A 23,817-nucleotide genomic window follows, 5' to 3' on the forward strand; every position below is an offset into this window, starting at 1 on the left:
GCCGGGGAGGGCGCGGATCCGGTGGTCCTGGTCGCACACGGCAGCCGGGACCCGCGGGCCGCCGAGGCGACCCGTGCGCTGGCCCGGGCGGTGTCGGCCGCCCGGCCCGGCCTGCGGGTGCTGCCGAGCTGGCTCGACCACACCCGTCCGGGGCCGACCGAGGTGCTGCGCGAGCTGGGCGCGGCCGGGCACCGCCGCGTTGTCCTGGTGCCGCTGCTGCTCACCGCCGCGTACCACCGGCGGGTGGACATCCCGGCGGCGGTGGCCGCGGCCCGCGAGACGGTGCCCGGCCTGGCGGTACGGGTGACCGACGTGCTGGGCCCGGCCACCGCGGACGTCGACCACGCCCTGCTGGCGGGGCTGCGACGGCGTCTCGCCGAGGCCGGGCCCGGCGGGTACGACGCCCTGGTGCTCGCGGCGGCGGGCACCCGGGACCCGGCCGCGCGTGCCTCGGTGGGACGGGTCGCCGCGGCCCTCGGTACGGCGCTGAGCGCCCCGACGCGGGTCTCGTACGCCTCCGCCGCGCCGCCGGCGGCCGGGGCCGCCGTGGCGCACCTCCGGGCCCGTGGCGCGCGGCGCGTGGCGGTCGCGGCGTACTTCCTCGCGCCCGGCCTGTTCCATGACGTGACGACCGTGTCGGCGCGGGACGCCGGCGCCGTGGCGGTGGCCGCCCCGCTCACCGACGCCCCGGAACTCGCCGACCTGGTCCTCCGCCGGGTGGACGCGGTGCAGGGAAGGGCCCGCTCTGTCCGGTAGCGGAAGGGGCCCGGTCGACGGCGACGGCGGCGCCGGCCGAGTGGGCGGCGCCGCCGGGCAGCAGAACGCCCCGGCGGCTGGGCCGACCGGGGCGTGTGCTTCGGTTCGTGATCAGGCGGAGTGAGCGCGCAGCACCCGGAGGCCGCCGCGACGCTTGACAGCGCGCCGCTCCTCCTCGCTCATCCCGCCCCAGACGCCGGCGTCCTGACCCGACTCGAGCGCCCACTGCAGGCACTGGTCGGTCACGGAGCAGCGCCGGCAGACGGCCTTGGCCTGCTCGACCTGCAGGAGAGCCGGACCGGACGTCCCGATCGGGAAGAACAGCTCCGGGTCCTCGTCGCGGCAGACAGCATGGTGACGCCAGTCCATGGCGGCAACACTCCTCATTCTGGATGGGTGGCAGATGGTGCAGTGGTGCTTTTCCTATATGCGTCCGCAGTGCCGGCCGTAACGGTTCGCGTACGACTATTCGGCAGTGCGTGAGCAGGCTGTTGGCCCCGTGGACCTGCTGGAACAGCTCAACCTGACGAGCATATCCAGGCAATGTCCCGGTAACTCAAGTTCGCTTGTGAATACTTTCACGAACGCTCGCGATGTCAAGGGTGACGCTCGGAAAAACTCCGCGCGGTGAGCAAGCCCACAACCCATTTGTCCAGATTTGCCGGTGATCCAGTTACCCGGAGTACCACAGTCGAGGATCAATATAGTACAGTGCGCGTGACGTTGCTGACATTTCCGGCACTCGCCCCCTCGGTGTCGCGCCCGCCGCCCGGGTGCGGCGGACCGGCGTGAACCTAGGGGAGTACCCGAGACCTAACAGATTACTCTCAGTGCCGCGGGTACGGAGGTAAATCTGACTTTCTCCCGCTCGCCCAGGTGCTCGCCGTCGAGTTGGAATGCCTGGGCGCGGCGCGCCACCAGGGTGAACTCGGCCACGTCGTGGAGCCGGAGCACCTGCTTGCCGTGCGGATCGGCCTGCCGGGAGAAGAACTGGCTCACCGTCCGTGTCGTGCTGGCCACCCGGAGTTGGCGAAGCGCGAACACGTCGAGGCCGAGGTCGAACGACGCCTCCGGATTCGGGTTCACCTCCCGGTCGCCCAGGTAGGTCCACGGTGCCGTGTTCTGGATGATGACGGTCGCCAGCTGTTCCTCGGCGACCTCGCCCGGCCGCTCCAGGCAGATGGCGGGATGGCGGCGGTCTGAGCCGAGGAAGTACTGGGCGACGGTCGACCGGAAGTAGAGCGCGGGGGTGGAGACGCGTCCCCGCCGGCGGGCCTGCTCGACGCGGTGGATGACGGCCGCGTCGACGCCGAAGCCCGCGCAGAACGTGAAGTAGCGGTCGTCCGCCCGGCCGAGACCGATCGTGCGGTGCCGGCCCAGGCGCAGACCTTCGAGGATCATGCTGGTCCCCTCCGGCCACTCCCGGGGCAGGCCGAGGGCCCGGGCGAAGACGTTCGTGGAGCCGCCCGGCACGGTGGCCAGCGCGGGCAACCGGTCGGCCGGGGACGCCCCGGCCGGTACGGTCGGCGGCTGCGCCGCCATCAGGCCGTTGACCACCTCGTTGACGGTGCCGTCGCCACCGAGGGTGACCACCAGGTCGACGCCCTCCTCGGCCGCCTCGCGGGCCAGGGCCATGGCGTGCCCCCGGCGTCGCGTGTACCGCACGGAGAGGTCGACTTCGCTGCGCAGCGCCCGGACCAGCACGTCCCGGCTGCGCTCGCTGGTGGTGGTGGCCTTCGGGTTGACCACCAGGACGGCCCGCATGGGCGGCACTGTACCGCGCCGTGCCACCGGTATCGTGACGCGCGTGACCGTCGCCTCCGCCCCGATCCCCGGCCCGCTCCGCTGGGCCGTCCTGCTGCTGCGCGGCGAGGCGGTCGCCGTCGGACTGGTGGCCGTCTGGCTGTTGTGGGCCGACCTCACCGCACCCACCGTCGACCTGGCGTCGGCGCTGCTGGTGACGGCGTTCGCCGCCGGCGCCGCGGCCGCGCTCTGGGCGCTCGGCGGCGCGCTGGCCCGGCGGCGGGCGGGTGCCCGTGCGCCGGCGATCGTGCTTCAGCTCATGCTGCTGCCGATCGGCTGGTTCATGCTCCAGGGTGGGCTGGGCTGGCTCGGTGTGCCCCTGATGGCGCTGGGCCTCGCCGTGACCGCCCTGCTGGTGAGCACCCCGACCACCCGGGCGCTCGGCTTCGAGTGACCGGCGCGTCCGTCACCGGATGACCGGCCGGCCCGTCACCAACCGGAGGCGCGGCGGGTCAGCAGCGAGATCGTGGCCCGACCGTCGGTGGCGGTCGCGGAGGCCGAGGTGGTCAGCGCGGTCAGCACCTTCCAGGCGAAGGACGACTCGGCCGGCAGCTTCGCCCCACCGACGGTCGGCACCGTGACCTCGACGGTGAGCGCGTCGTCGGTGACCGAGAACCGGCAGTCCAGCTCGGCGTCCCGGGTGGCGATCGCGAGCAGCATCGCGCAGGCCTCGTCGACCGCGATGCGGAGATCCTCAATCTCGTCGAGGGCGAACTGGAGCCGCGCCGCGAGCCCGGCGGTGGCGGTGCGGAGCACCCCCAGGTAGCCGCCGTCGGCGGGCACCGTCAGGTGCACCACGTCGTCGTCGGTCGTCGGCTCGCCGGTCGTTGGAGTCACGCGTCATCCCCCCGGTCGGGGACTCTACCCGCTCGTTCCATCGTGTGCGGCGGGGGCGAGCGGCGTGCCCGGTGGGCGCGGGGCCGGCCGACGCGGACCGGCTCCATCGCCGGGGCGTCGCGCGGAAAGCGGCCGGCCGGCACGTCCCCGAGGACGTGCCGGCCGGAGTGCGCCGGTGCCGGAGCGCCGGGCGTCATGCCTGCTTGGTCTCCCAGAAGATCTTGGCGATCTCGTCGATCTTCTGGAGCAGCTGGTCGGCCTTGGCCGGGTCGGTCGCCCCCTTGGCGCCGGCCGCGCCGGCCAGCTTGGTGGTCTCGTTGAAGAGCTGGTGCAGGTGCGGGTACTTCTCGAAGTGGGCCGGCTTGAAGTAGTCGGTCCAGAGCACCCAGAGGTGGTGCTTGACCAGCTCGGCGCGCTGCTCCTTGATGATGATGGCGCGGGTGCGGTACTCCGGGTCGGTGTTGGCCTGGTACTTCTCGCAGATCATTTTCACCGACTCGGCCTCGATCCGGGCCTGCGCCGGGTCGTATACGCCGCACGGCAGGTCGCAGTGGGCGCTGGCGGTCACGCGGGGCGTAAGGATGCGCGGAAGTCGCATCGGGATCCTCCATGGGAAGTTTGCGATGATCCAAGCCGACATTACTCCTGGACCGGGTTACCGAGGCCGGTGGAGGTGAAACCCATGTCCGCCCAACGTCCGGCCGGCGGCTCCCGGCTGCGGTGGCCGCTGGGGGCCGTGCTGGTGACCGGGCCCTCGATGGTGCCGACGCTGCGGCACGGCGACGCCGTCCTGGTGCGGCGCGGCGCCCGTCGCGTCCGCCCCGGGGACGTCGTGGTCGCGGTCTTCCGCAGCCGCCCCGACCTGCTGGTCGTCAAGCGCGCCGTCCGGCCCGAGGAGGGCGGCTGGTGGCTCGCCGGCGACAACCCTCTGGTCACCGACGACTCGCGGGCGTACGGGGTGGCGGACGTGCGGGCACGGGTGGTGGCGCGCTACTGGCCGCGTCCCCGGCTCTTCAGCCGCCGTCGAGTATGACCCTACTCACATCCCATGGGCGCGCTCGACACTATGCTCGGCAGGTGTCCGGGTGACCCCCCGCACCTCGCGCCGCCGCTCGTCGCCTCACCTCGCGCCCCGACCGGTCGGTCCGTCTGCATCGACAGATCCTGGAGTCACCAATGTCATCGTCCACCGTGGACCCCGCTGATCCCGTCTTCCGGCTGCACCGGGGCGGCAAGATGGCCGTTGCCTCGACCGTCCCGCTGACCAGCCGGGAGGACCTCTCCCTCGCGTACACGCCGGGCGTGGCCCGGGTGTGCGAGGCGATCGCCGCCGACGCGCGCCTCGCCGACGAGTACACCTGGACCGGCCACACCGTCGCGGTCGTCACCGACGGCTCGGCCGTACTCGGTCTGGGCAACATCGGCCCGCGCGCCGCGCTGCCGGTGATGGAGGGGAAGGCCGTGCTGTTCAAGCAGTTCGGCGGGGTGGACGCGGTACCGGTCTGCCTGGACACGCAGGACGTGGACGAGATCGTGGCGGTGGTGCGCGCCCTCGCGCCGTCCTTCGGCGGGATCAACCTGGAGGACATCAGCGCCCCGCGCTGCTTCGAGATCGAGCGACGCCTGGACGAGGCGCTGGACATCCCGGTCTTCCACGACGACCAGCACGGCACCGCCATCGTCGTGCTCGCCGCGCTGCGCAACGCCGCCACGCTGCTCAACCGCAAGCTCGGTGACCTGCGGGTGGGAGTCAGCGGCGCGGGCGCCGCCGGGGTGGCCGTGACGAAGATGCTGATCGCCGGCGGGGTAAACCCGGAGCAGGTGGTGGTCTGCGACTCCCGGGGGATCATCGGGCCGCACCGCGAGGGGCTCACCGGCACGAAGGCCGAGCTGGCGGAGCTGACCAACGCCGACGGCCGGCAGGGCGACATCACCGAGGCGCTGCGCGGGGCGGACGTGCTCATCGGTGTCTCCGGCGGGGAGATCCCGGAGGCGGCGGTCGCCGGCATGGCACCGGGCGGGATCGTCTTCGCCCTGGCCAACCCCACCCCGGAGGTGCACCCGGAGGTGGCCGCCCGGCACGTCGCGGTGGTCGCCACCGGCCGCAGCGACTACCCCAACCAGATCAACAACGTGCTCGCCTTCCCCGGCGTGTTCCGGGGCGCGCTCGACGCCCGCGCCACCCGGATCACGGACGGCATGAAGGTCGCCGCCGCGGACGCGATCGCCGGAGTGGTCGCCGAGTCGCTGACGGCGGAGGCGATCGTCCCGTCCCCGCTCGACCCGCGGGTGGCGCCCGCGGTCGCCGAGGCGGTGGCCGAGGCCGCCCGCCGCGACGGCGTGACGCGCTGACGGAGTACGCAAGGGCCCCTTCCTATCGCGTTTCGCACAGGAAGGGGCCCTTCTTCACGCCGGTTCAGCTTGTTACCGTGCCGATCATGCGTGCCGCCTTCGCCTCCCGCTTCGACGACGCCAACCCGCTCGCCGCGCTCACCGTCGGCGAGCGGCCCGAGCCGGAGCACCCGGCCGACGACTGGGTGACCATCCGGGTCACCGCCAGCTCGCTCAACCACCACGACCTGTGGTCCCTGCGCGGCGTCGGGCTGCGTGCGGAGCAGCTGCCGATGATCCTGGGCTGCGACGCCGCCGGTGTCGACCCGGACGGCGCCGAGGTGGTCGTCTACCCGGTGATCCCCACCCCCGGCGACCCGCGTGGCATCTCGATCCTCTCCGAGCACTTCCCGGGCACCCTGGCCGAGCGGGTGGCCGTACCCCGGTCGAACCTGCTGCCGCTGCCGGCGGGCCTCGCGCCCGCGGACGCGGCCTGCCTGCCCACGGCCTGGCTGACCGGGTGGCGGATGCTCACCACCAAGGGCCGGGTCGACGAGGCCGACGCCGTGCTGGTGCAGGGCGCCGGCGGGGGCGTGGCCACCGCGGCCGTCGCGCTCGCCGCGGCGATGGGCAAGCGGGTGTACGCCACCAGCCGCGACGCCGCCAAGCGGGACCGCATCGCGGCGCTCGGCGCGACCGCCGTCGAGCCGGGCGCCCGGCTGCCGGAGCGGGTCGACGTGGTGATCGAGACGGTCGGCGCGGCCACCTTCGACCACTCGCTGAAGTCCGCCGCGCCGGGGGCCCGGATCGTCGTCTCCGGCGCCACGGCCGGGCACGAGCCGAAGGTCAACCTGCGCCGGGTGTTCGCCATGCAGTTGGAGATCCTGGGCACCTCGATGGGCACCCCGGACGAGCTGACCGCCCTGCTGGCCTTCTGCGCCGAGCGCGGCGTGCGCCCGGTCGTGGACAGCGTGGTGCCGTTCTCGAAGGTCGAGGACGCGTTCGCCCGCCTGCACTCCGGCGACGTCTTCGGCAAGGTCGTGGTCGACCACACGGCCTGACGCCGCAGCGCTCAGAGGCGGTTGTCCAGGGTTGCGATGTCGCCGCGGGCGGCGTCGGTCGGGATGCGGCCCTTCGCGGCTTCGTCCCCGTAGAGCGTCCAGCGCAGGAACTCCACCGTCGTGTCGGAGACCACCCGCAGCGAGGTGCCGTCGCTGAGCAGGGCGCGGCCGTGGTCGCCCTTCGGGAGGCTGAGCAGCGCCTTCGGCCAGGGCACCTTCTCGTACACGGCCTTGCCGGCGGCGTACTCGACCACCTCGTCGGCCTCGCCGTGCACGAAGAGCTGGGGGGCGGCGGCACCCGCGAACGCGGTGCCCACACCCAGGGCGGTGCCCGCGAAGACCACCCCGGCGTCGAGCCGCTCGTCCCGGCCGGCGGTGAACAGCCCGATCGTGGTCACCCCGCCCGCCGAGTGCCCGGCCGCCGCCACCCGCTCGGTGGCGAGCCGGCCGCGCAGCGGGTCACCCGCCGTCGCGTCCAGGCGGAGGACGGCGTCGAGGGCGTACGACACGTCGGCGGGCTGGTTGAGCACGTCGAGCACGTTGCCGTCGCCGCCCCGGGCCGTGTGCGGGAACGTCGGGGCGGCGACCACGAACCCGGCCTCCGCCCAGCGGGTCAGCAGCGGCGCGTAGTCCGCGGGCCGCCCGCCGAGGCCGTGGCTGAACATGACCACCGGGAACTTCCCGTCGGCCGCGTCCACGGACTTCCGTGGGGCGCCACCGGTCGCGCCGGCCGCCGGGTACCAGACGGTCACCGGCAGCCTCCGGCTCCCGTCGCGGGTCAGGGCGAGCTGCCGTACGCCGACGGCGAAGGTGCGCTCGGGCGCGCTGCCCGCGAGCGCCGGTGCGCCGGTGGCCGCGGGTGGCGTCGGGGTGGCCAGGGTCGGCGGTGCCGCCGGGGCGGCCGGCCGGTCCGAGGAACACCCGGCCAGGCCGGCCGCGACCAGGGCACCGGCGAGCAGAGCAGGGGTGAGGCGACGCGACATGGCTCCGATTGTGCCTCGCCCGGCGGGCCCGCCCGCCGGAGATCGACGGGCTGTGCCGGTGCCGGCCGCAGCGGGTGAGGTCGGGCGGGGCCGGCTCAGGTCGTCAGCCGGTGCTCGAACGCCGTCACGCCGGGGGAGAGCGCCGCGCCGGTCAGCCGGCGGCGGGCGGCCGGGTCGCCGTAGAGGGTCCAGCGGAGGAACTCGGTCGTGGCGGCGAGGACCTGGTCGAAGCCCCGCCGGCCCGGCCCCAGGTACTCGCCGTGGCCCTGCCCGAGCAGGCTCAGGAACGCCGCCGGCCCGGAGGCGCGGTCGTACGCGGCGCGGCCGACCCCCAGCGGGACGACGCGGTCCGCCGTGCCGTGCACGAAGAGCAGCGGCGCGGCCGGATCGGCGAGACGGCCGGCCATCCCGCCGCCCGCGATCACGATGCCGGCCCGCAACCGGGCGGAGTGGCCCGGGGTGAACATGCCGGCCGTCGTGAAGCCGCCGGCGGAGTGGCCGGCGGCGGCGAACCGGGCCACGTCCAGGTGCCCGGCGAGGGGGTCACCGCGCCGGGTGTCCAGGCGGACGAGATGCCGGATCAGCCGCCACGCGTCGGCCGGCTGGTGCCGGACGTCCGCTCGGCTGAACCGGGGAGCGCCGCGCCGGGTGTGCGGGTACGCCGGTGCGGCCACCACGAACCCGGCGGCGGCCCAGCGGGTGACCAGGCCGGCGTGCAGGCGCGGCAGGCTGTCCAGCCCGTGGCTGTAGACGACGACGGGGAACCGCCCGTCGGCCACGGCGGCGCCCTCGGCCGGGTACCAGAGGGTCACCGGCAGGGGCCGCGCCGAACCCGGGTCGAGGGTGAACGTACGCACGCCGACGGCGTACGGGCTCCCGGGCTCCGGGTGCGCCGGCGGCGGCCCCCCGGTGACGGAGGTGGCCGGCGCGCAGCCCGCCAGCAGCAGCGCCGCCAGCAGCGCGGCGACCAGCCGTTGCACCCCCACGGATCCACGGTAGGTCTCCGGGTGCCCCGGCCGGTCCCGCCGACCGGTCGGCGTCCGCGCACCACCCGGCCGGAACACCTCCACCGCCCGGCTCGACCTGTGGGATCCACGCGCGCCGGGGCCCGGCTACGTCGACGCCCTTCGCTATGGTCGGGCGCATGCCTGAGAACTACTCCGACCCGGCCGGCAACACCGAGGCGTTCCGCGCCTTCGCGAACACGCCGGAGCCGCCGGCGCCGGCCGCCGGTCGGGCGCCGCTGCTCGTCGGCGCGGTGGTGGCCGCGGTGGTGCTGGTCGTCCTGGCCGCCTGGCTGGCCCTGGGCTGAGCCGGCGCGTCAGCGCGAGCCCGCGGCCACCTCGCGCGCCGCGCGGGCGATCTCCCGCTCCTCGTCGGTGCCGATCACACAGACCGTCACCTCCGCGCCGTCCGGGGAGATGACACGGTCGCCGCTGCCGGCGTTACGACCCGGGTCGACGGCGATGCCCAGCCGCTCCAGGCCGGCCAGCGCCGCCGCGCGCACCGGGGCGGCGTGCTCGCCGACGCCCGCGGTGAAGGTGACCGCGTCCACCCGGCCGAGCAGGGCGTAGTACGCCCCGACGTAGGCGGTGATCCGCCGGCAGTACACGTCGAAGGCGAGGGCGGCGTCCCGGTCGCCGTCGGCCCGGCGCGCCAGCACCTCGCGCATGTCGTTGGCGCCCGCCAGCCCCAGCAGGCCGCTGCGGTGGTTGAGCAGGTCGTCGATCTCGTCGACGCCCAGCCCGCCCTCCCGGCGCAGGTGGAAGATCACCGTCGGGTCCAGGTCGCCGCTGCGGGTGCCCATCACCAGGCCTTCGAGCGGGGACATGCCCATCGAGGTGGCCACGCTCCGCCCACCGGCCACCGCGGTGACACTGGCCCCGTTGCCGAGGTGCAGGGTGATCGTGTTGATCTCCTCGTACGGGCGGCCGAGCAGTTCCGCGGTGCGCCGGGAGACGTACGCGTGCGACGTGCCGTGGAAGCCGTACCGCCGGACGCCGTACCGGGTGGCCGTGTCCCGGTCGATCGCGTACGTGGCGGCGGCCTCGGGGAGCGTGGTGTGGAAGGCGGTGTCGAAGACGGCGACCTGCGGCAGGTCCGGCAGTGCCGCCCGGGCGACCTCGATGCCGGCCAGGTTGGCGGGGTTGTGCAGCGGCGCCAGCGGCACCAGGGCCCGGATGGCGGCGAGCACCTCGTCGTCGATCAGGACCGGCTCGCCGAAGCGCCGCCCGCCGTGCACCACCCGGTGCCCGACCGCCACCAGCCCGGCCAGGTCGAGACCGTCGAGGATCTGCCGGACCGCCGTCGCGTGGTCGGGCGGACCGCCGCCGGGCTCGCCGATCCGCTCGACCGTGCCCTTGCCCCGGACCTCGTCGCCGTCGTAGAGCCGCCACTTCACCGACGACGACCCGCAGTTGAGCACCAGCACCCGCTCGGTCACGCGACCTCCTCCTCCGACGACGCGGCGGCCTGGATCGCGGTGATCGCGACCGTGTTGACGATGTCGGGAACGGTCGCGCCCCGGGACAGGTCGTTCACCGGCCGGCGCAGGCCCTGCATGACCGGCCCGACCGCCACCGCGCCGGCCGACCGCTGCACCGCCTTGTACGTGTTGTTGCCGGTGTTGAGGTCCGGGAAGATGAAGACCGTCGCCCGGCCGGCCACCTCGCTGCCGGGCAGTTTCGTCGCCGCCACCGCCGGGTCGATCGCCGCGTCGTACTGGATCGGGCCCTCGACCAGCAGGTCCGGTCGGCGTTCCCGGACCAGCAGGGTGGCCGCCGCGACCTTCTCCACGTCCGCGCCGGCGCCGGAGGCGCCGGTGGAGTACGACAGCATCGCCACCCTCGGCTCGATGCCGAACCGGGCGGCGGTGTCGGCCGACGAGATCGCGATGTCGGCGAGTTGGGCGGCGTCCGGGTCGGGGTTGACCGCGCAGTCGCCGTACACCAGGACACGGTCGGCGAGCAGCATGAAGAAGACGCTGGACGCGACGGACACCCCCGGCATGGTCCGGATGATCTCGAAGGCGGGGCGGATGGTGGCGGCGGTGGTGTGGGTCGCGCCGGAGACCATGCCGTCGGCGTACCCGGTCTGCACCATCATCGTGCCGAAGTAGTTGGGCTGGGCCACGATGTCGTGGGCCAGGTCCAGCGTGACCCCCCGGTGGGCGCGCAGCTTCGCGTACCCGGCGGCGAACTCGTCGCGCCACCCGCTGGTGACCGGGTCGACCACCCGGACGCCGGCGATGTCGACACCCAGTTCCCGGGTGCGCCGGGCGATGTCGTCGGGCCGGCCGAGCAGGGTCAGGTCGGCGACGCCCCGGCGCAGCAGGATCTCGGCCGCCCGCAGGATCCGCTCCTCCGAGCCCTCGGGCAGCACCAGGTGCCGGCGCCGCGCCCGGGCGCGGTCGATCAGGTCGTACTCGAACATCAGCGGCGTGACCCGCTCGGAGCGGCTGACCCGCAGCCGGCGGGCCAGGTCGTCGGTGTCCACGCAGCGCTCGAAGGCGCCGAGCGCGGCCTCCACCTTGCGCGGGTTGCCGGCGCTGGGCCGGCCCTCGATCCGGCTGGACGCGGCGACCGTGTCGTAGCTGTCGCTGGGCACCGAGAGCACCGCGAGCCCCGGCTTCAGCCGCTCCACCAGCCGCATCGCGCGCGGGTCCGGCCGCTCGCCGAGGGTGAGGACCAGCCCGGACAGCGAGACCTGCCCGGCCACGTGCGCCGCGCTCGTGGCGACCAGGAGGTCGTCCCGGTCGCCCGGCATGATCACCAGGGCGCCCTCGGTGAGGTGGTCGAGCAGGGTCGGCACGTGGGCCGCGCCGACCACGTAGTCGAGCACGTCGCGGCTGAGGGCGGCGTCGTCGCCGGCGAGCAGCGTGGCGCCGAGCGCCGCCGCCACCTCGGCGACCGTCGGCGCCGACACGCTCGGCACCTCCGGAATCGCGTACGTGGGGACCGGCAGGTCGGGCAGCGGCATCGGCTCCGCCACCCGGTTGGCGACCACCGCCAGCACCGTCGCGCCGAGGTCCTCCAGATCGTGGTACGCCCGGCGCGCCGACGCCGAGATGGCGGCCGGCTGCTGCCCGTACCCGTCGACGACCGGGACCACGACGCTGCCGAACTCGGTGGCGAGCCGCGCGTTGAAGGCCAGCTCGCGGGGGCCGGCGCCGGCGCCGCCGTCGGCGAAGTCGCTGCCCACCACGACCACCGCCGGGCAGCGGCGCTCCACCTCGCGGTAGCGCGCCACGATCCCGGAGATCAACTGCTCCCGCCGCCCGTCGGCGACCATCGCGGTGGCCTCGGCGTACGTCGCGCCGGCCAGATCCGCGGGCGGCAGCTCGATCCGGTACCGGTCGGCGAGCAGGGCCAGGATGGGATCCGGGGTGGCTCCGCCGACCAGCGGGCGGAACGCCCCGATCCGTTCGACCTGCCGGGACAGCAGTTCGGCGAGGCCGAGGGCGACCGTCGACTTGCCCCCGCCGGACCCCACGCTGGTGACGTACACACTCCGGGCCACGAGATCCACCCTAGGAGATCGGCGTGCCCCCCGCCCGGGTCCTGCGTCCCGGGCCGTCGGTCACTCGTCGTCCTCGTCGTCGAGACGGGCCAGGTACGTGGCGAGACGCTCGATCGGCGTCTCGAACTCGGGGTTCAGGTCGACGAAGTCGCGCAGGCGCTCGGCCAGCCACTCGATGCTGATCTGCTCGTCGCCGCGTCGCTCGACCAGTTCCTCGATCCCACGGTCGGTGAAGTACATGTGCGTTCCTCGTCTGTGGTGGCGCGACGGCGGCGGGGCAGGGACGACCGTCCCTGCCCCGCCGCCGTGCGTGGTGCGTTACGGGCGGGGGAGGGCCGCCTCGATCAGCGCCTGCTGCTCGACGTCGTGCATCTTGGCCGAACCGACCGCCGGGGCGGCCGCGGCCGGACGGGAGATGCGGCGCAGCCGGACACCGTCGAGGTGCTCCAGCATGTTCAGCGCGACGAACGACCAGGCGCCCTGGTTGGCCGGCTCCTCCTGGACCCAGGCGAAGTCCTCCGCGTTCGGGTACGTCGCGAGGGCGGCCCGGATCTCGTCGACCGGGATCGGGTACAGCTGCTCGACCCGGATGATCGCGGTGTCGGTGACGCCGCGCTCCTGCCGGGCCTGGAACAGGTCGTAGTAGACCTTGCCCGAGCAGAGCAGCACCCGCTTCACCTGCTCCGGTGCCGGGGCCCCGCCGTCGGGCAGCACCGGCTGGAAGGTGCCGGTGGTGAAGTCCTCGACCTGCGAGATGCAGAGCCGGTGCCGCAGCAGGGACTTCGGCGTGAACACCACCAGCGGCTTCCGCTTCGGCGACAGGGCCTGGCGGCGCAGCAGGTGGAAGTAGTTCGCCGGGGTGGTCGGGATCGCCACCCGCATGTTGTCCTCGGCGCAGAGCTGGAGGAACCGCTCCGGGCGGCCGGATGTGTGGTCCGGGCCCTGGCCCTCGTGGCCGTGCGGCAGCAGCAGGGTGACCGCCGAGCGCTGGCCCCACTTCACCTCGCCGGAGGAGATGAACTCGTCGATGACCGACTGGGCGCCGTTGACGAAGTCGCCGAACTGGGCCTCCCAGCAGACCAGCGCGTTGACGTTCTCCACCGAGTAGCCGTACTCGAAGCCCATCGCCGCGTACTCGCTGAGCAGCGAGTCGTGCACGAAGAACCGGGACCGCTCGCCATCGCCGGTGAGCGACTTCAGCGGCAGGTAGTCGTCGCCGGTCCGAGCGTCGACGACCGAGGCGTGCCGCTGCACGAACGTGCCGCGGCGCGAGTCCTGGCCGGCGAGCCGGACGGTGACCCCGTCGTGCAGCAGCGAGCCGAAGGCGATGATCTCGCCGAAGCCCCAGTCGATGTTGCCCTCGACGGACATCTTGGCCCGCCGGTCGAGCAGCTGCTGGATCCGCTTGTGCGGGGTGAAGCCCTCCGGCAGGTTGACGTGCGCCTCGCCGATCGCCTTGACGACCGCGGTGTCGGTGGCGGTCTCGACCTGCGGCTCCGGCTCCTCCTCCCGCTTGGGGCGGGAGAGCTGGCGCGGCGTGGTGGCGGCGTCGCGGGTGGCCTTGAAGACCCGCTCCAGCTGCGCCTGGTAGTCGCGCAGCAGCTCCTCCGCGTCCTCCACGGTGATGTCACCCCGCCCGATCAGCTCCTCGGTGTAGAGCTTCCGCACCGAGCGCTTCGAGTCGATGATCTTGTACATCTGGGGGTTGGACATCGACGGGTCGTCGCCCTCGTTGTGTCCGCGCCGCCGGTAGCAGACCAGGTCGATCACGACGTCCTTGTTGAACGCCTGCCGGTACTCGAAGGCGAGCCGGGCGACCCGGACCACGGCCTCCGGGTCGTCACCGTTGACGTGGAAGATCGGCGCCTGGATCATCCGGGCCACGTCGGTGCTGTAGAGGCTGGAGCGGCTGTACTCCGGGGCGGTCGTGAAGCCGACCTGGTTGTTGACCACGACGTGCACGGTGCCGCCGGTGCGGTAGCCACGCAGCTGGGACAGGTTGAGCGTCTCGGCGACCACGCCCTGGCCGGCGAACGCGGCGTCACCGTGCACCGCCAGCGGCAGCACGGTGTAACCCTCCAGCTTGAGGTCGATCCGGTCCTGCTTGGCCCGGACGATGCCCTCCAGCACCGGGTCGACGGCCTCCAGGTGCGACGGGTTCGCCACCACCGAGACCTTCACCGCGTGCTCGCCGTCCGGCGTGGTGAACTTGCCGTTCTGGCCGAGGTGGTACTTGACGTCGCCGGAGCCCTGGGTGGAACGCGGGTCCAGGTGGCCCTCGAACTCGGAGAAGATCTTCTCGTACGGCTTGCCGACGATGTTCGCCAGCACGTTGAGCCGGCCCCGGTGCGCCATGCCGATGACGACCTCGTCCAGCCCGCCCTCGGCGGAAGCCTCCAGCACCTCGCCCAGCAGCGGGATCAGCGACTCGCCGCCCTCCAGCGAGAACCGCTTCTGGCCCACGTACTTGGTCTGCAGGAAGGTTTCGAACGCCTCCGCGGCGTTGAGCCGGTTGAGCACGTGCTTCTGCTCCTCCGGCGACGGCTTCTCGTACCGGCGCTCGACCCGCTCCTGGATCCAGCGCCGCTCCTCCGGGTCCTGGATGTGCATGTACTCGATGCCGACCCGGCGGCAGTACGAGTCGCGCAGCACACCGAGGACCTCGCGCAGCTTCATCCGCTGCCGGCCGGCGAAGCCGTTCACCGGGAAGACCCGGTCCAGGTCCCACAGGGTCAGCCCGTGCTGGAGGACGTCCAGGTCCGGGTGCTTGCGGATCTTGAACTCCAGCGGGTCGGTGTCGGCCATCAGGTGGCCGCGCACCCGGTACGCGTGGATCAGCTCGTGCACCCGCGCGGTCTTGTTGATCTGGCCCTCGCCGTCGATCGCGACGTCGCGCATCCAGCGCACCGGCTCGTACGGGATGCGCAGCGAGGTGAAGATCTGGTCGTAGAAGGCGTGCTCGCCGAGCAGCAGCTCGTGCATCACCTTCAGGAACTCGCCGGACTGCGCGCCCTGGATGATGCGGTGATCGTACGTGCTGGTCAGCGTGATGACCTTGCTGACCGCCAGCTCCGCGAGGGTGGCCTCGCTCATGCCCTGGTACGGCGCCGGGTACTCCATTGCGCCGACGCCGATGATCGCGCTCTGGCCGGTCATCAGTCGCGGCATCGAGTGCACGGTGCCGATGCCGCCTGGGTTGGTCAGCGAGATGGTGGTGCCGGAGTAGTCCTCCATCGTCAGCTCGTTCTTCCGAGCCCGGCGGACGACGTCCTCGTACGCCTGCCAGAACTGCCGGAAGTCCATCTGCTCGCAGGCCTTGATGGAGGGCACCACCAGGTTGCGGCTGCCGTCCGGCTTGGTCAGGTCGATGGCGATGCCCAGGTTGACGTGCTCGGGGCGGACCAGCACCGGCTTGCCGTCGACCTCGGCGTACGAGTTGTTCATCTCCGGGTGCGCCACCAGCGCGCGGACCAGCGCGTACCCGATCAGGTGGGTGAAGCTGACCTTGCCACCCCGCCCGCGGGCCAGGTGGTTGTTGATCACGATGCGGTTGTCGACCAGGAGCTTGGCCGGGACGGCGCGCACGCTGGTCGCGGTCGGCACGCTCAACGACGCGTCCATGTTCTGGACGATCTTGGCGGCGACGCCGCGCAGCGGCGTGGTCTGCGGGCCGGCGGCGGTCGGGGCGGCGGCCTTCGCCGGTGCGGCCTTGGCCGGGGCCGGCTTGGCGGCGGCCTTCGGCGCCGTGGGCTTGGCCGGAGCCGGCTTCGCCTCCTCCTTGCGCGCGGGCTGCGCGACGGTCGCGGCGGCCTCCTGCTGGCCGGACGGCTCGGGCTTGGCTGCCGGCTTCGGGGCGGGCTGCTCCGCACGCGGCGCGGCGCCCGGTGCGGGCCGGTAGTCCGCGAAGAAGTCGTGCCAGGCCGGGTCGACGCTGGTGGGGTCGGTGAGGTACCGCTGGTACATCTCTTCGACGATCCACTCGTTCGGGCCGAAACCCGCCAGTGGGTTCTCCTGCGAAGTCTGCTGGGTCGACACGGCCGGTAATCGCCTCTTTCACGCGGGTTGTGTGTCACGCGGTGCGCCCTTTCCTCCGGGCGCGCGGAGTCGGGTCCCAGGCTACGCCGTACGGAACCCGCAGGCATTTCCGCCTCCGTCGCGTGGTCCGTTTCACAGAAGATGCCAGAAGTTCGGCAAACGCTGCGTACGCCGTCGATGACTGGTATGCGGAACTGAGTATCCGTACCGAATGCCGCACCCGGGCGTGCCGGCACGCTGACCGTGGCGGTCGCCGTGGCGGTCAGCGCTGTCGGGGCGGCGGCCCTCGGGGTGGGCCCGTGAGGAGGCTCGGCCTTCCCGCGCTTGGGCGTTCGGCGCGACCACCGACGCGTTACTGATCGGCGGGCTGGTCCTCAACGCGGTGCTCCCGCTGGTCGGGCTGCTGCTCGCGGCACGGGCCGACGACGCGTACTGGCGGCGGCACTTCGTCGGCGCGGGCGTCGGCGTGGTGGCGGTCTACCTGGTCACGGCGGTGGCGAGCAGTATGGTGGCCACCACCCTGATCGGCCACACCCCGGCGGACGAGGAACCGGCGCCGAGGATCACCCAGTGCATCCCGGTCAGCGGCGGCCGGGGCTGCCCCGGCGGGTGACGCGGGCGACGTGGCCGGGGGCCGGCCCGCGACGCGGTGGCGGGAACGGCGCCGCCCCCGCCACCACGCGCGTCAGGAGATGTCCCGCCGACGTACGGTCAGCGTGCCGATCACGCCGGCCACCACCGCGTACCCGACCAGCACCGCGGCGCCCGCCCAGCGCGGCGGGTTGCCCGGGATCTCGGCTCCGGTGACCATCAGGCCGGAGGCGAGGGAGGGCACCAGGAGCTGGAGGTTGTTGATCCAGTCCCCGAAGCGGGCTGCCAGCGTGCTGATGACGATGACCGCGCCGATCGTGCCACCCAGGTAGAGCAGGATGCCGGTGACGGTGGCCCCGATCTGGCTGCGGATCAGCACCCCGATCCCGACGCCGAGGATCGCCCACAGCAGGTACGCCAGGGCGTTCAGGCCGACCGCCTCCCACGCCGCGCTCCCGAACCGGGCACCGACCCCGACCGACTCCAGCACCGCCGAGCCGACCAGCAGGTTCGCGCCGGTCGTGACCAACCAGAAGATCAGCCCCAGGACGGCCGTGGCCACCAACTTGGCCGCCATCACGGCGCTCCGGTGCGGTGTGGTGAGGAACGTGGTGGTGACGGTCTGGTGGAAGAACTCGTTGGTCACCACCAGGATGCCGAGCAGCATCACCATCAGCAGGCCGAAGAACTGGCCGTTGGTGTAGAGGTTCGCGGCCAGATTGTCCGGGAGGGCGACCGCCGCCACGGTGTCGGCCTGGTCCTCCGGTACCTGGCCGAGATTCCCGTTCACCAGCTGATCCGTCTGGATGTAGTTGAAGAACAGGGTGAGGCCCCACAGCGGCAGGTAGATCAGCGCCAGGATCCACCACAGGTTGGTGGTACGGATCTTCGCCAGCTCGGCTCGGACGAGGTTCATCGGATGTCCGCCTTTCCGGCCGTCAGCTCCAGGAACACGCCCTCGAGGTCGGGCCGTTCCGTGGTGAGTTCGTGCAGCTCGACACCGGCGGCCAGGGCCGCCCGGCCCACCGTCGGCGCGTCCACACCGCCGACCAGCAGCGTCCCGTGCTCGTCGACGTCCACCGTGGCCGGGCCGTCCTTCAGCGCGGCGGTCAGCGTGTCGGCCTGCGGCGTGCGGACGCGCACCCGCACGCCCTGCGCCATCGACCCGATCACCTGGTCCACCGGGCCCTGCCGGACCAGCCGGCCGGCGGCGATGATCACCACGTCGTCGGCGAGGAGCTGCATCTCGGACAGCAGGTGGCTGGAGACCAGCACCGTGCGTCCCTCGGTGGCCAGGCTCTTGAGGAAGCCGCGCATCCACCGGATGCCCTCCGGGTCGAGGCCGTTCGCCGGCTCGTCCAGGATCAGCACCCGCGGGTCGCCGAGCATCGCGGCGGCGATGCCCAGCCGCTGCTTCATGCCGAGCGAGTAGCCCTTGAACTTGCGCTTCGCGGCCGGCGTCAGCCCGACCAGCGCCAGCGCCTCGTCGGCCCGGGACTTCGGCAGGCCGGCGGCCGCGCAGATCACCCGCAGGTGGTTGATCCCGGTGCGGCCCTTGTGCGCGCTGGACGCCTCCAGCACCGCCCCCACGTGCCGCAGCGGATCGGTCAGGTCGGCGTACCGCCGGCCACCGATGGTCGCGTGGCCGCCGGTCGGGGTGACCAGGTTCAGCAGCATGCGGAGCGTGGTCGTCTTGCCGGCGCCGTTCGGGCCGAGGAAGCCGGTGACCCGGCCCGGCTCGACCGTGAAGGACAGGTCGTCGACCGCGCGGACGTTGCGGTAGACCTTCGTCAGGCCGGACACCACGATCTGACCGTCGCTGGTGGGGCTTCGCTGCCCGTCAGACATTCTTCTCCCCTCGTGTGGTGGCGTCGGGGTACGCCGCTGCACAGCGTGACCGGCCGGCGCAACCAAATCAATCAGGCGCGGTCCGTACCCGCACCTCCGTCTCGCGGCGGAGGCGGCTACTCCTGAGGAACGACCCGCCGTGGTGTCGGGGAGGGGTTCCGTCGGCCAGGAGCCCCTCCTCCGCCGTCACACCGCGATCCAGGTGGCGCGGGCCCAGGCGAGGAGGGTCCCGTCCGGGGCGTACAGGCTGCTGTGCACCTCGGCCTTCCGGCCCTCGGCGCCCGCCGTCAGCCCGGTCACCACACACTCGTCGCCCGGCTCCGGTAGCGCTTCGACCACGGCGGCGATCCGACCCAGCACGTACGGCCGGCCGGGCGCGATCACCGACCAGCCGCCGGGGCAGTCCAGCGCCGCCCAGACGGTCACCACGTCGACGTCGTCCGGCACCCGGAACGGCGCGGCGGTGCGACCGTCGGGCAGCGGACCGGGAAAGATCCGCAGCCCGTCGGCCCGCTCCGGGCCGCAGACGAAGCAACCGGGGAAGGGGTGGTCCACCAGCCCGGGGTACCCAGCCGCGGCCGCCCGCGCCGTCGCCAGGTCGACCGGCTGCACGACGGTGCGGAACCCCGGGACCGGACGGACCTCCGCGACCAGCTGCCCGTCCGGGTCGCGGACCTCGGTCCCGTGCCGGGTCAGCGGGGTCTCCAGCGGCGGCGGCCGCCGCAGGGTCACCTCCACCGCGGCGTCGGCCGCGCCGGGCCGGCCTGCCCGCAGGCCCGGGTCCCCGGCCGCGAACGTCCCCGCGCTCCACCCGCCGTTGCCCGAGCCGGGCGGCCCGTTGTACCGCGCACCGATGATCATGTCCGCACCTCCGGTCGGCGGCGCCGGCCCCGTCGCCGGCCCACCCGGGGCAGCCTCCCACGTCCGCCCGTCGACGTCGCCGGGCGGTCACGGCAGCCGGCCGCCCACCGCCGTTCACCCGATCGACACTCCTCACCACCGTGACCGGCAACCCGAGCCCCCTACACAGAACTCATGGCCGTTCTGCCCGCCGCTGGCGCACCCCTCACGACCAGCGGGTACACGCTGTTGATCGCCGACGACCCCAACCAGGTCGCGGCCGCGCAACGCCTCCGACACGAGGTCTTCGCCACCGAGTTGGGCGCCACCCTGCGCCCCGGCGTGGGTGACCTGGACGTCGACGACTTCGACCAGTACTGCGACCACCTCATCGTGCGGCAGGAGAGCAGCGGTGAGGTGGTCGGGACGTACCGCCTGCTGCCGCCGGGCCGCGCCGACCGCCGGTACGCCGAGGACGAGTTCGACCTGACGCCGCTGGACCCGCTCCGCGACGACCTGGTGGAGGCCGGCCGGTCCTGCGTACACCCGGACCACCGCTCCGGCGCCGTGATCAACCTGATGTGGGCCGGCATCGCCCGCTACCTGCACCTGCGTGGCGTCCGCTGGCTCGGCGGCTGCGCCTCGGTCCCGGTGGCCGACGGGGGACGGGCGGTCGCGGAGGTGTGGGCCCTGGCGCAGGCGAAGCACCTGGCTCCGCCGCCGCTGCGGGTCCGCCCGCTGCGGCCCTGGTTCGCCGAGCCCGGCGTGCCCACCGGCGCGGTCGGGGGCGCGCAGGCGCGGGCACTGGTCCCGCCGCTGCTCCGCGGCTACCTGCGCCTCGGCGCATGGGTCTGCGGCGCGCCGGCCTACGACCCGGACTTCGGGGTCGCCGACTTCTACGTGCTTTTCTCCCTGGACCGGATGAATCCCCGCTACCTGCGGCACTTCCTGGGCGGGGTGGAGCGGTGACCGCCGTCGCGTACGACCTCTGGCGGCCGACCTCCGGGTGTGGCCCGACCTGCCTGCCGGTGCCCGGCGACGTGCCCGACGTCTCCGCCGCGCGGCGGCTGGGCCGGATGGTCGCCGGGCTGGGGATGCTGCTCGCCGGTGCCGGCCTGGCGGTGCTGCTCCCGCTGCTGCCCGCTCGCGAGCGGGAGGCCGCGATCCGCCGCTGGGCGCGGGCCACCGCCCGGGCTGTCGGCGTGCGCCTGGTGGTCCGGGGCCGGCTGCCCCGGCGGCGCGCGCTGCTGGTCGCCAACCACGTGTCGTGGCTGGACATCCTGGCGGTGCTGGCCGTGTCGCCGGCCCGGATGATGGCCAAGAGCGAGGTGCGGGCGTGGCCGCTGATCGGTCAGCTCGCCGGTGTCGCCGGGACCGTCTTCGTGGACCGGTCCCGGCCCCGGGACCTGCCGGACACGGTGACGCGGCTGGCCGCCCTGCTGCGCTCCGGGCGGGCGGTCGCCGTCTTCCCGGAGGGCACCACCTGGTGCGGCGACGCGGGGGACTGCCGGCCGGCCGGCGGGTTCCGGCCGGCGATGTTCCAGGCCGCGATCGACGCGGGTGCCCCGGTGGTGCCGCTGCGGATCGGCTACCGGTGCGCGGCCACCGACACGGCCACCACCGCGGCGGCCTTCCTGGGCGACGAGACCCTGTGGCGGTCGCTGCGGCGGGTGCTCGCCGCCCGCGACCTGGTGGTGACGGTGACCGTCACGGCGGCCCTGCATCCGGCGGCGGACGCCGACCGGCGGGTGCTGGCCCGGGCCGCCGAGTCGGCCGTGCACCTGGTGCCGTCCCGGGTGCCCCGGGCCGCGGCGCTGCACGCGCTGCCGACCCGGCTGGTGGTCGCGGAGCGGGAGCTCGACCTGGCGGCATGACCCTCACAGATTCTTTTCAGCGACCGCCCAGGCGGGGCGCAGCCTGAGCGCGGATGATGGGCCGCATGGCCGCTACCCAGACCGAGGCGCGACTGCTCGTCGTCGAGGACGATCCCAACATCCTCGAACTGCTCTCCGCGAGCCTGCGGTTCGCGGGTTTCGACGTGGCTACCGCCACCAGCGGCAGCGCCGCGCTGAACGTCGCGAAGGACCACCGCCCCGATCTGGTCGTGCTGGACGTCATGCTGCCCGACCTCGACGGATTCGAGGTCATCCGGATGATGCGCGAGGGCGGCACCCGGACGCCGGTCGTCTTCCTCACCGCCCGGGACGCCACCGACGACAAGATCCGCGGCCTCACCCTGGGCGGCGACGACTACGTCACCAAGCCGTTCAGCCTGGAGGAGCTGACCGCGCGGATCCGCGCCGTGCTGCGGCGTACGAGCACCGGCGAGCAGGCGCCGTCCCGGCTCACCTTCGCCGACCTGGAGCTGGACGAGGAGACCCACGAGGTGTACCGGGCGGGCCAGCGGGTGCAGCTGTCGCCGACCGAGTTCAAGCTGCTGCGCTACCTCATGCTCAACGCCAACCGGGTGCTGTCCAAGGCGCAGATCCTCGACCACGTGTGGAACTACGACTTCCGGGGTGACGACAACATCGTCGAGTCGTACATTTCGTACCTGCGGCGCAAGGTCGACAACACTCAGCCCCGGCTGATCCACACGCTCCGTGGGGTGGGGTACGTCCTTCGCAAGCCGGCTGCGTGAACGTCGTCCAGCAGGCGAAGCTCCGGCTCCGAAGCGTCCCGCTCCGCGTCAAGCTGGTCACCGCGGTCCTCGCGCTGGTGGCAGCCGCACTGCTGGTGATCAGCTCGCTGACCACCTACTTCCTGCGCAGCTATCTGATCGACCAGGTGGACGCGGACCTGCGCTCGGCGAGCGGCAGCGTGACGAGCTGGGCCGCGACGCTGCGGCCGGGCCAGAAGGTCCAGTTCAGCCTGCCGAGCGACTACGTGCTGCTCACCGTCGCGGACGGCCAGGCGACCGCCTTCTTCTACAACCCGGAGATGGACCAGCAGGACCTGCCGACCTGGCCGCGCACGGAGGAGGGGTTCCGGGATCTGGTCGGGGAACCGCGCACCGTCCGGTCGCAGGACGGTCACAGCCGGTGGCGGATGCTCTACCTCGAACTGCCGGACGGTCAGGTGGCGGCCGTCGGCCAGCATCTCACCGACGTGGACCTGGCCGTCAAACGGTTGGTCTGGATCGACCTTCTGGTCGGTGGTGCGGTGCTGATCCTGCTCGCGTCGATCGGCGCGGCGATCGTCCGGACCAGCCTCAAACCGCTCGTGGAGATCGAGCAGACCGCCGCCGCCATCGCCGGCGGCGACCTGACCCGGCGGGTGCCCGACCCGGAGGCGGGCCAGGAGTGCCCCAGCTCGGAACTCGGGCGGCTGTCCCGGGCGCTCAACGCGATGCTCACCCAGATCGAGGCGGCCTTCACCGCCCGCGCCACGTCCGAGGCGGCCGCCCGGGCCGCCGAGTCCACCGCCCGGGACGCCGCGGCGAACGCCCGCGCGTCCGAGGCTCGGGCCCGTCGCTCCGAGGAGCGGATGCGGCAGTTCGTCGCGGACGCGTCGCACGAGCTGCGCACCCCGCTGACGACGATCCGGGGCTTCGCCGAGCTGTACCGGCAGGGCGCCGCCCGCGAGCCCGAGCAGACCGGCGACCTGCTCCGCCGGATCGAGGACGAGGCAGCCCGGATGGGGCTGCTCGTCGAGGACCTGCTGCTGCTCGCCCGGCTGGACCGCGAACGCCCGCTCTCGCTCGCCCCGGTCGAGCTGCCGGTGCTGGCCACCGACGCGATCGAGGCCGCCCGGGCGGTGGCCCCGGACCGCCGGATCGAGCTGGACATCGTCCCGGGCTCCGGGCGCCTGGTGGTGTACGGCGACGACGCCCGGCTGCGGCAGGTGATCGGCAACCTGGTGACGAACGCCCTGACGCACACCCCGCCGGACGCGTCGGTGACCCTGCGGCTGCGGTCCGAGCCGGGCAACCTCGCGGTGGTGGAGGTGGCCGACACCGGCCCGGGGCTCTCACCGGAGCAGGCGGAGCGGGTCTTCGAGCGCTTCTACCGGGCGGACGCGGCGCGGACCCGCCGGCCCGGCGGGAACACCGGCACCGGGCTCGGGCTGGCGATCGTCGCCGCGCTGGTGGCCGCCCACCACGGCACCGTCGAGGTGGTCGAGACGCCGGGCGGGGGCGCCACGTTCCGGGTGCGGCTGCCCCTGGTACCGGACACGGACGGCGACGACCTGTGACTTTCAGCCAACCTTCAGGC

24 protein-coding genes are annotated in these 23,817 nt (G+C 73.4%); 11 read left to right on the forward strand and 13 right to left on the reverse strand.

The genetic code is table 11. The annotated features are described in order from the left end of the window. Nucleotides 1–21: 21 nt before the first annotated feature. Complete coding sequence (locus tag AB0873_RS06450; protein ID WP_366598791.1) at nt 22–756, forward strand: CbiX/SirB N-terminal domain-containing protein; 735 nt, start codon at nt 22–24, stop codon at nt 754–756. A gap of 111 nt (nt 757–867) precedes the next feature. On the opposite strand, the gene AB0873_RS06455 is transcribed toward AB0873_RS06450, so the two are convergent. Both AB0873_RS06455 and AB0873_RS06460 read right to left on the reverse strand, forming a co-directional pair. After that, nucleotides 868–1,125: a WhiB family transcriptional regulator gene (locus AB0873_RS06455; protein WP_007072794.1), complete on the reverse strand. Its 258-nt coding sequence runs from the start codon at nt 1,123–1,125 to the stop codon at nt 868–870. A 444-nt stretch (nt 1,126–1,569) separates the two neighbouring features. Further along, the gene (locus AB0873_RS06460) at nt 1,570–2,520 is read right to left on the reverse strand and encodes a diacylglycerol kinase family protein (protein WP_366598705.1); all 951 of its coding nucleotides are present in this window, start codon (nt 2,518–2,520) and stop codon (nt 1,570–1,572) included. Nucleotides 2,521–2,563: 43 nt separating this feature from the next. On the opposite strand from AB0873_RS06460, the gene AB0873_RS06465 reads away from it, so the two are divergent. Further along, nucleotides 2,564–2,953 carry a hypothetical protein gene (locus tag AB0873_RS06465; protein WP_366598706.1) on the forward strand — a complete coding sequence of 130 codons (390 nt, stop codon included), beginning with the start codon at nt 2,564–2,566 and terminating at the stop codon, nt 2,951–2,953. A 35-nt stretch (nt 2,954–2,988) separates the two neighbouring features. Here AB0873_RS06465 and AB0873_RS06470 read toward each other — a convergent pair whose 3' ends face one another. Both AB0873_RS06470 and sodN read right to left on the reverse strand, forming a co-directional pair. Continuing rightward, entirely contained in the window at nt 2,989–3,396 is a 408-nt protein-coding gene (locus tag AB0873_RS06470) for an ATP-binding protein (protein WP_155330448.1), read from the reverse strand. A gap of 193 nt (nt 3,397–3,589) precedes the next feature. Next, complete coding sequence (gene sodN / locus AB0873_RS06475; protein WP_155330449.1) at nt 3,590–3,994, reverse strand: superoxide dismutase, Ni; 405 nt, start codon at nt 3,992–3,994, stop codon at nt 3,590–3,592. An 84-nt stretch (nt 3,995–4,078) separates the two neighbouring features. Here sodN and AB0873_RS06480 point away from each other — a divergent pair, with 84 nt between their 5' ends. The 3 genes from AB0873_RS06480 to AB0873_RS06490 all read left to right on the forward strand — a co-directional run bounded on the left by AB0873_RS06480 (nt 4,079) and on the right by AB0873_RS06490 (nt 6,788). After that, nucleotides 4,079–4,429 (forward strand): S24/S26 family peptidase, encoded by a 351-nt coding sequence (locus tag AB0873_RS06480; RefSeq protein ID WP_155330450.1) that lies wholly within the window; start codon nt 4,079–4,081, stop codon nt 4,427–4,429. A gap of 143 nt (nt 4,430–4,572) precedes the next feature. Next, entirely contained in the window at nt 4,573–5,748 is a 1,176-nt protein-coding gene (locus AB0873_RS06485) for an NADP-dependent malic enzyme (RefSeq protein ID WP_366598707.1), read from the forward strand. Nucleotides 5,749–5,825: 77 nt separating this feature from the next. Continuing rightward, complete coding sequence (locus AB0873_RS06490; protein WP_366598708.1) at nt 5,826–6,788, forward strand: zinc-binding dehydrogenase; 963 nt, start codon at nt 5,826–5,828, stop codon at nt 6,786–6,788. Nucleotides 6,789–6,799: 11 nt separating this feature from the next. Here AB0873_RS06490 and AB0873_RS06495 read toward each other — a convergent pair whose 3' ends face one another. Both AB0873_RS06495 and AB0873_RS06500 read right to left on the reverse strand, forming a co-directional pair. Continuing rightward, nucleotides 6,800–7,771: a chlorophyllase gene (locus AB0873_RS06495; RefSeq protein WP_366598709.1), complete on the reverse strand. Its 972-nt coding sequence runs from the start codon at nt 7,769–7,771 to the stop codon at nt 6,800–6,802. A gap of 95 nt (nt 7,772–7,866) precedes the next feature. Continuing rightward, a complete protein-coding gene (locus AB0873_RS06500) occupies nt 7,867–8,757 on the reverse strand; it encodes an alpha/beta hydrolase (protein WP_366598710.1) in 891 nt (296 codons plus the stop codon). A gap of 158 nt (nt 8,758–8,915) precedes the next feature. Here AB0873_RS06500 and AB0873_RS06505 point away from each other — a divergent pair, with 158 nt between their 5' ends. After that, nucleotides 8,916–9,083 carry a hypothetical protein gene (locus AB0873_RS06505; RefSeq protein ID WP_196255844.1) on the forward strand — a complete coding sequence of 56 codons (168 nt, stop codon included), beginning with the start codon at nt 8,916–8,918 and terminating at the stop codon, nt 9,081–9,083. Between the two features lie 9 nt (nt 9,084–9,092). Here AB0873_RS06505 and AB0873_RS06510 read toward each other — a convergent pair whose 3' ends face one another. The 4 genes from AB0873_RS06510 to AB0873_RS06525 form a co-directional block, all read right to left on the reverse strand. Further along, nucleotides 9,093–10,214, reverse strand: coding sequence for an acetate kinase (locus tag AB0873_RS06510; protein WP_366598711.1), 1,122 nt, complete (start codon nt 10,212–10,214; stop codon nt 9,093–9,095). Next, on the reverse strand, nt 10,211–12,298 hold the full coding sequence (pta, locus tag AB0873_RS06515; protein ID WP_366598712.1) for a phosphate acetyltransferase: 2,088 nt from the start codon (nt 12,296–12,298) through the stop codon (nt 10,211–10,213). The genes AB0873_RS06510 and pta overlap by 4 nt, the downstream gene beginning before the upstream one ends. A gap of 51 nt (nt 12,299–12,349) precedes the next feature. Next, nucleotides 12,350–12,529 carry a DUF6104 family protein gene (locus tag AB0873_RS06520; protein WP_155330457.1) on the reverse strand — a complete coding sequence of 60 codons (180 nt, stop codon included), beginning with the start codon at nt 12,527–12,529 and terminating at the stop codon, nt 12,350–12,352. A 78-nt stretch (nt 12,530–12,607) separates the two neighbouring features. After that, nucleotides 12,608–16,324: a multifunctional oxoglutarate decarboxylase/oxoglutarate dehydrogenase thiamine pyrophosphate-binding subunit/dihydrolipoyllysine-residue succinyltransferase subunit gene (locus AB0873_RS06525; RefSeq protein WP_366598713.1), complete on the reverse strand. Its 3,717-nt coding sequence runs from the start codon at nt 16,322–16,324 to the stop codon at nt 12,608–12,610. Between the two features lie 382 nt (nt 16,325–16,706). Between AB0873_RS06525 and AB0873_RS06530 the strand changes: the two genes are divergently transcribed. Beyond that, the gene (locus AB0873_RS06530; protein WP_366598714.1) at nt 16,707–16,937 is read left to right on the forward strand and encodes a hypothetical protein; all 231 of its coding nucleotides are present in this window, start codon (nt 16,707–16,709) and stop codon (nt 16,935–16,937) included. 72 nt (nt 16,938–17,009) lie between these two features. Here AB0873_RS06530 and AB0873_RS06535 read toward each other — a convergent pair whose 3' ends face one another. The 3 genes from AB0873_RS06535 to AB0873_RS06545 all read right to left on the reverse strand — a co-directional run bounded on the left by AB0873_RS06535 (nt 17,010) and on the right by AB0873_RS06545 (nt 19,624). Beyond that, nucleotides 17,010–17,831 (reverse strand): ABC transporter permease, encoded by an 822-nt coding sequence (locus AB0873_RS06535; protein ID WP_366598715.1) that lies wholly within the window; start codon nt 17,829–17,831, stop codon nt 17,010–17,012. Continuing rightward, the gene (locus AB0873_RS06540) at nt 17,828–18,763 is read right to left on the reverse strand and encodes an ATP-binding cassette domain-containing protein (RefSeq protein WP_366598716.1); all 936 of its coding nucleotides are present in this window, start codon (nt 18,761–18,763) and stop codon (nt 17,828–17,830) included. The genes AB0873_RS06535 and AB0873_RS06540 overlap by 4 nt, the downstream gene beginning before the upstream one ends. A 186-nt stretch (nt 18,764–18,949) precedes the next feature. Then, complete coding sequence (locus AB0873_RS06545) at nt 18,950–19,624, reverse strand: hypothetical protein (protein WP_366598717.1); 675 nt, start codon at nt 19,622–19,624, stop codon at nt 18,950–18,952. A 174-nt stretch (nt 19,625–19,798) separates the two neighbouring features. Between AB0873_RS06545 and AB0873_RS06550 the strand changes: the two genes are divergently transcribed. The 4 genes from AB0873_RS06550 (at nt 19,799) to AB0873_RS06565 (ending at nt 23,797) form a co-directional block, all read left to right on the forward strand. Then, entirely contained in the window at nt 19,799–20,572 is a 774-nt protein-coding gene (locus AB0873_RS06550; protein ID WP_366598718.1) for a GNAT family N-acyltransferase, read from the forward strand. Continuing rightward, nucleotides 20,569–21,477 carry a lysophospholipid acyltransferase family protein gene (locus tag AB0873_RS06555; protein WP_366598719.1) on the forward strand — a complete coding sequence of 303 codons (909 nt, stop codon included), beginning with the start codon at nt 20,569–20,571 and terminating at the stop codon, nt 21,475–21,477. Before AB0873_RS06550 ends, AB0873_RS06555 begins: the two co-directional genes overlap by 4 nt. Nucleotides 21,478–21,542: 65 nt before the next feature. Then, nucleotides 21,543–22,244, forward strand: coding sequence for a response regulator transcription factor (locus tag AB0873_RS06560; RefSeq protein ID WP_155330465.1), 702 nt, complete (start codon nt 21,543–21,545; stop codon nt 22,242–22,244). Then, the gene (locus tag AB0873_RS06565; RefSeq protein ID WP_366598720.1) at nt 22,241–23,797 is read left to right on the forward strand and encodes a HAMP domain-containing sensor histidine kinase; all 1,557 of its coding nucleotides are present in this window, start codon (nt 22,241–22,243) and stop codon (nt 23,795–23,797) included. The genes AB0873_RS06560 and AB0873_RS06565 overlap by 4 nt, the downstream gene beginning before the upstream one ends. Nucleotides 23,798–23,817 lie beyond the last annotated feature (20 nt).

The organism is Micromonospora sp. NPDC047707 (genome assembly GCF_040704235.1).
Lineage (GTDB): Bacteria > Actinomycetota > Actinomycetes > Mycobacteriales > Micromonosporaceae > Micromonospora.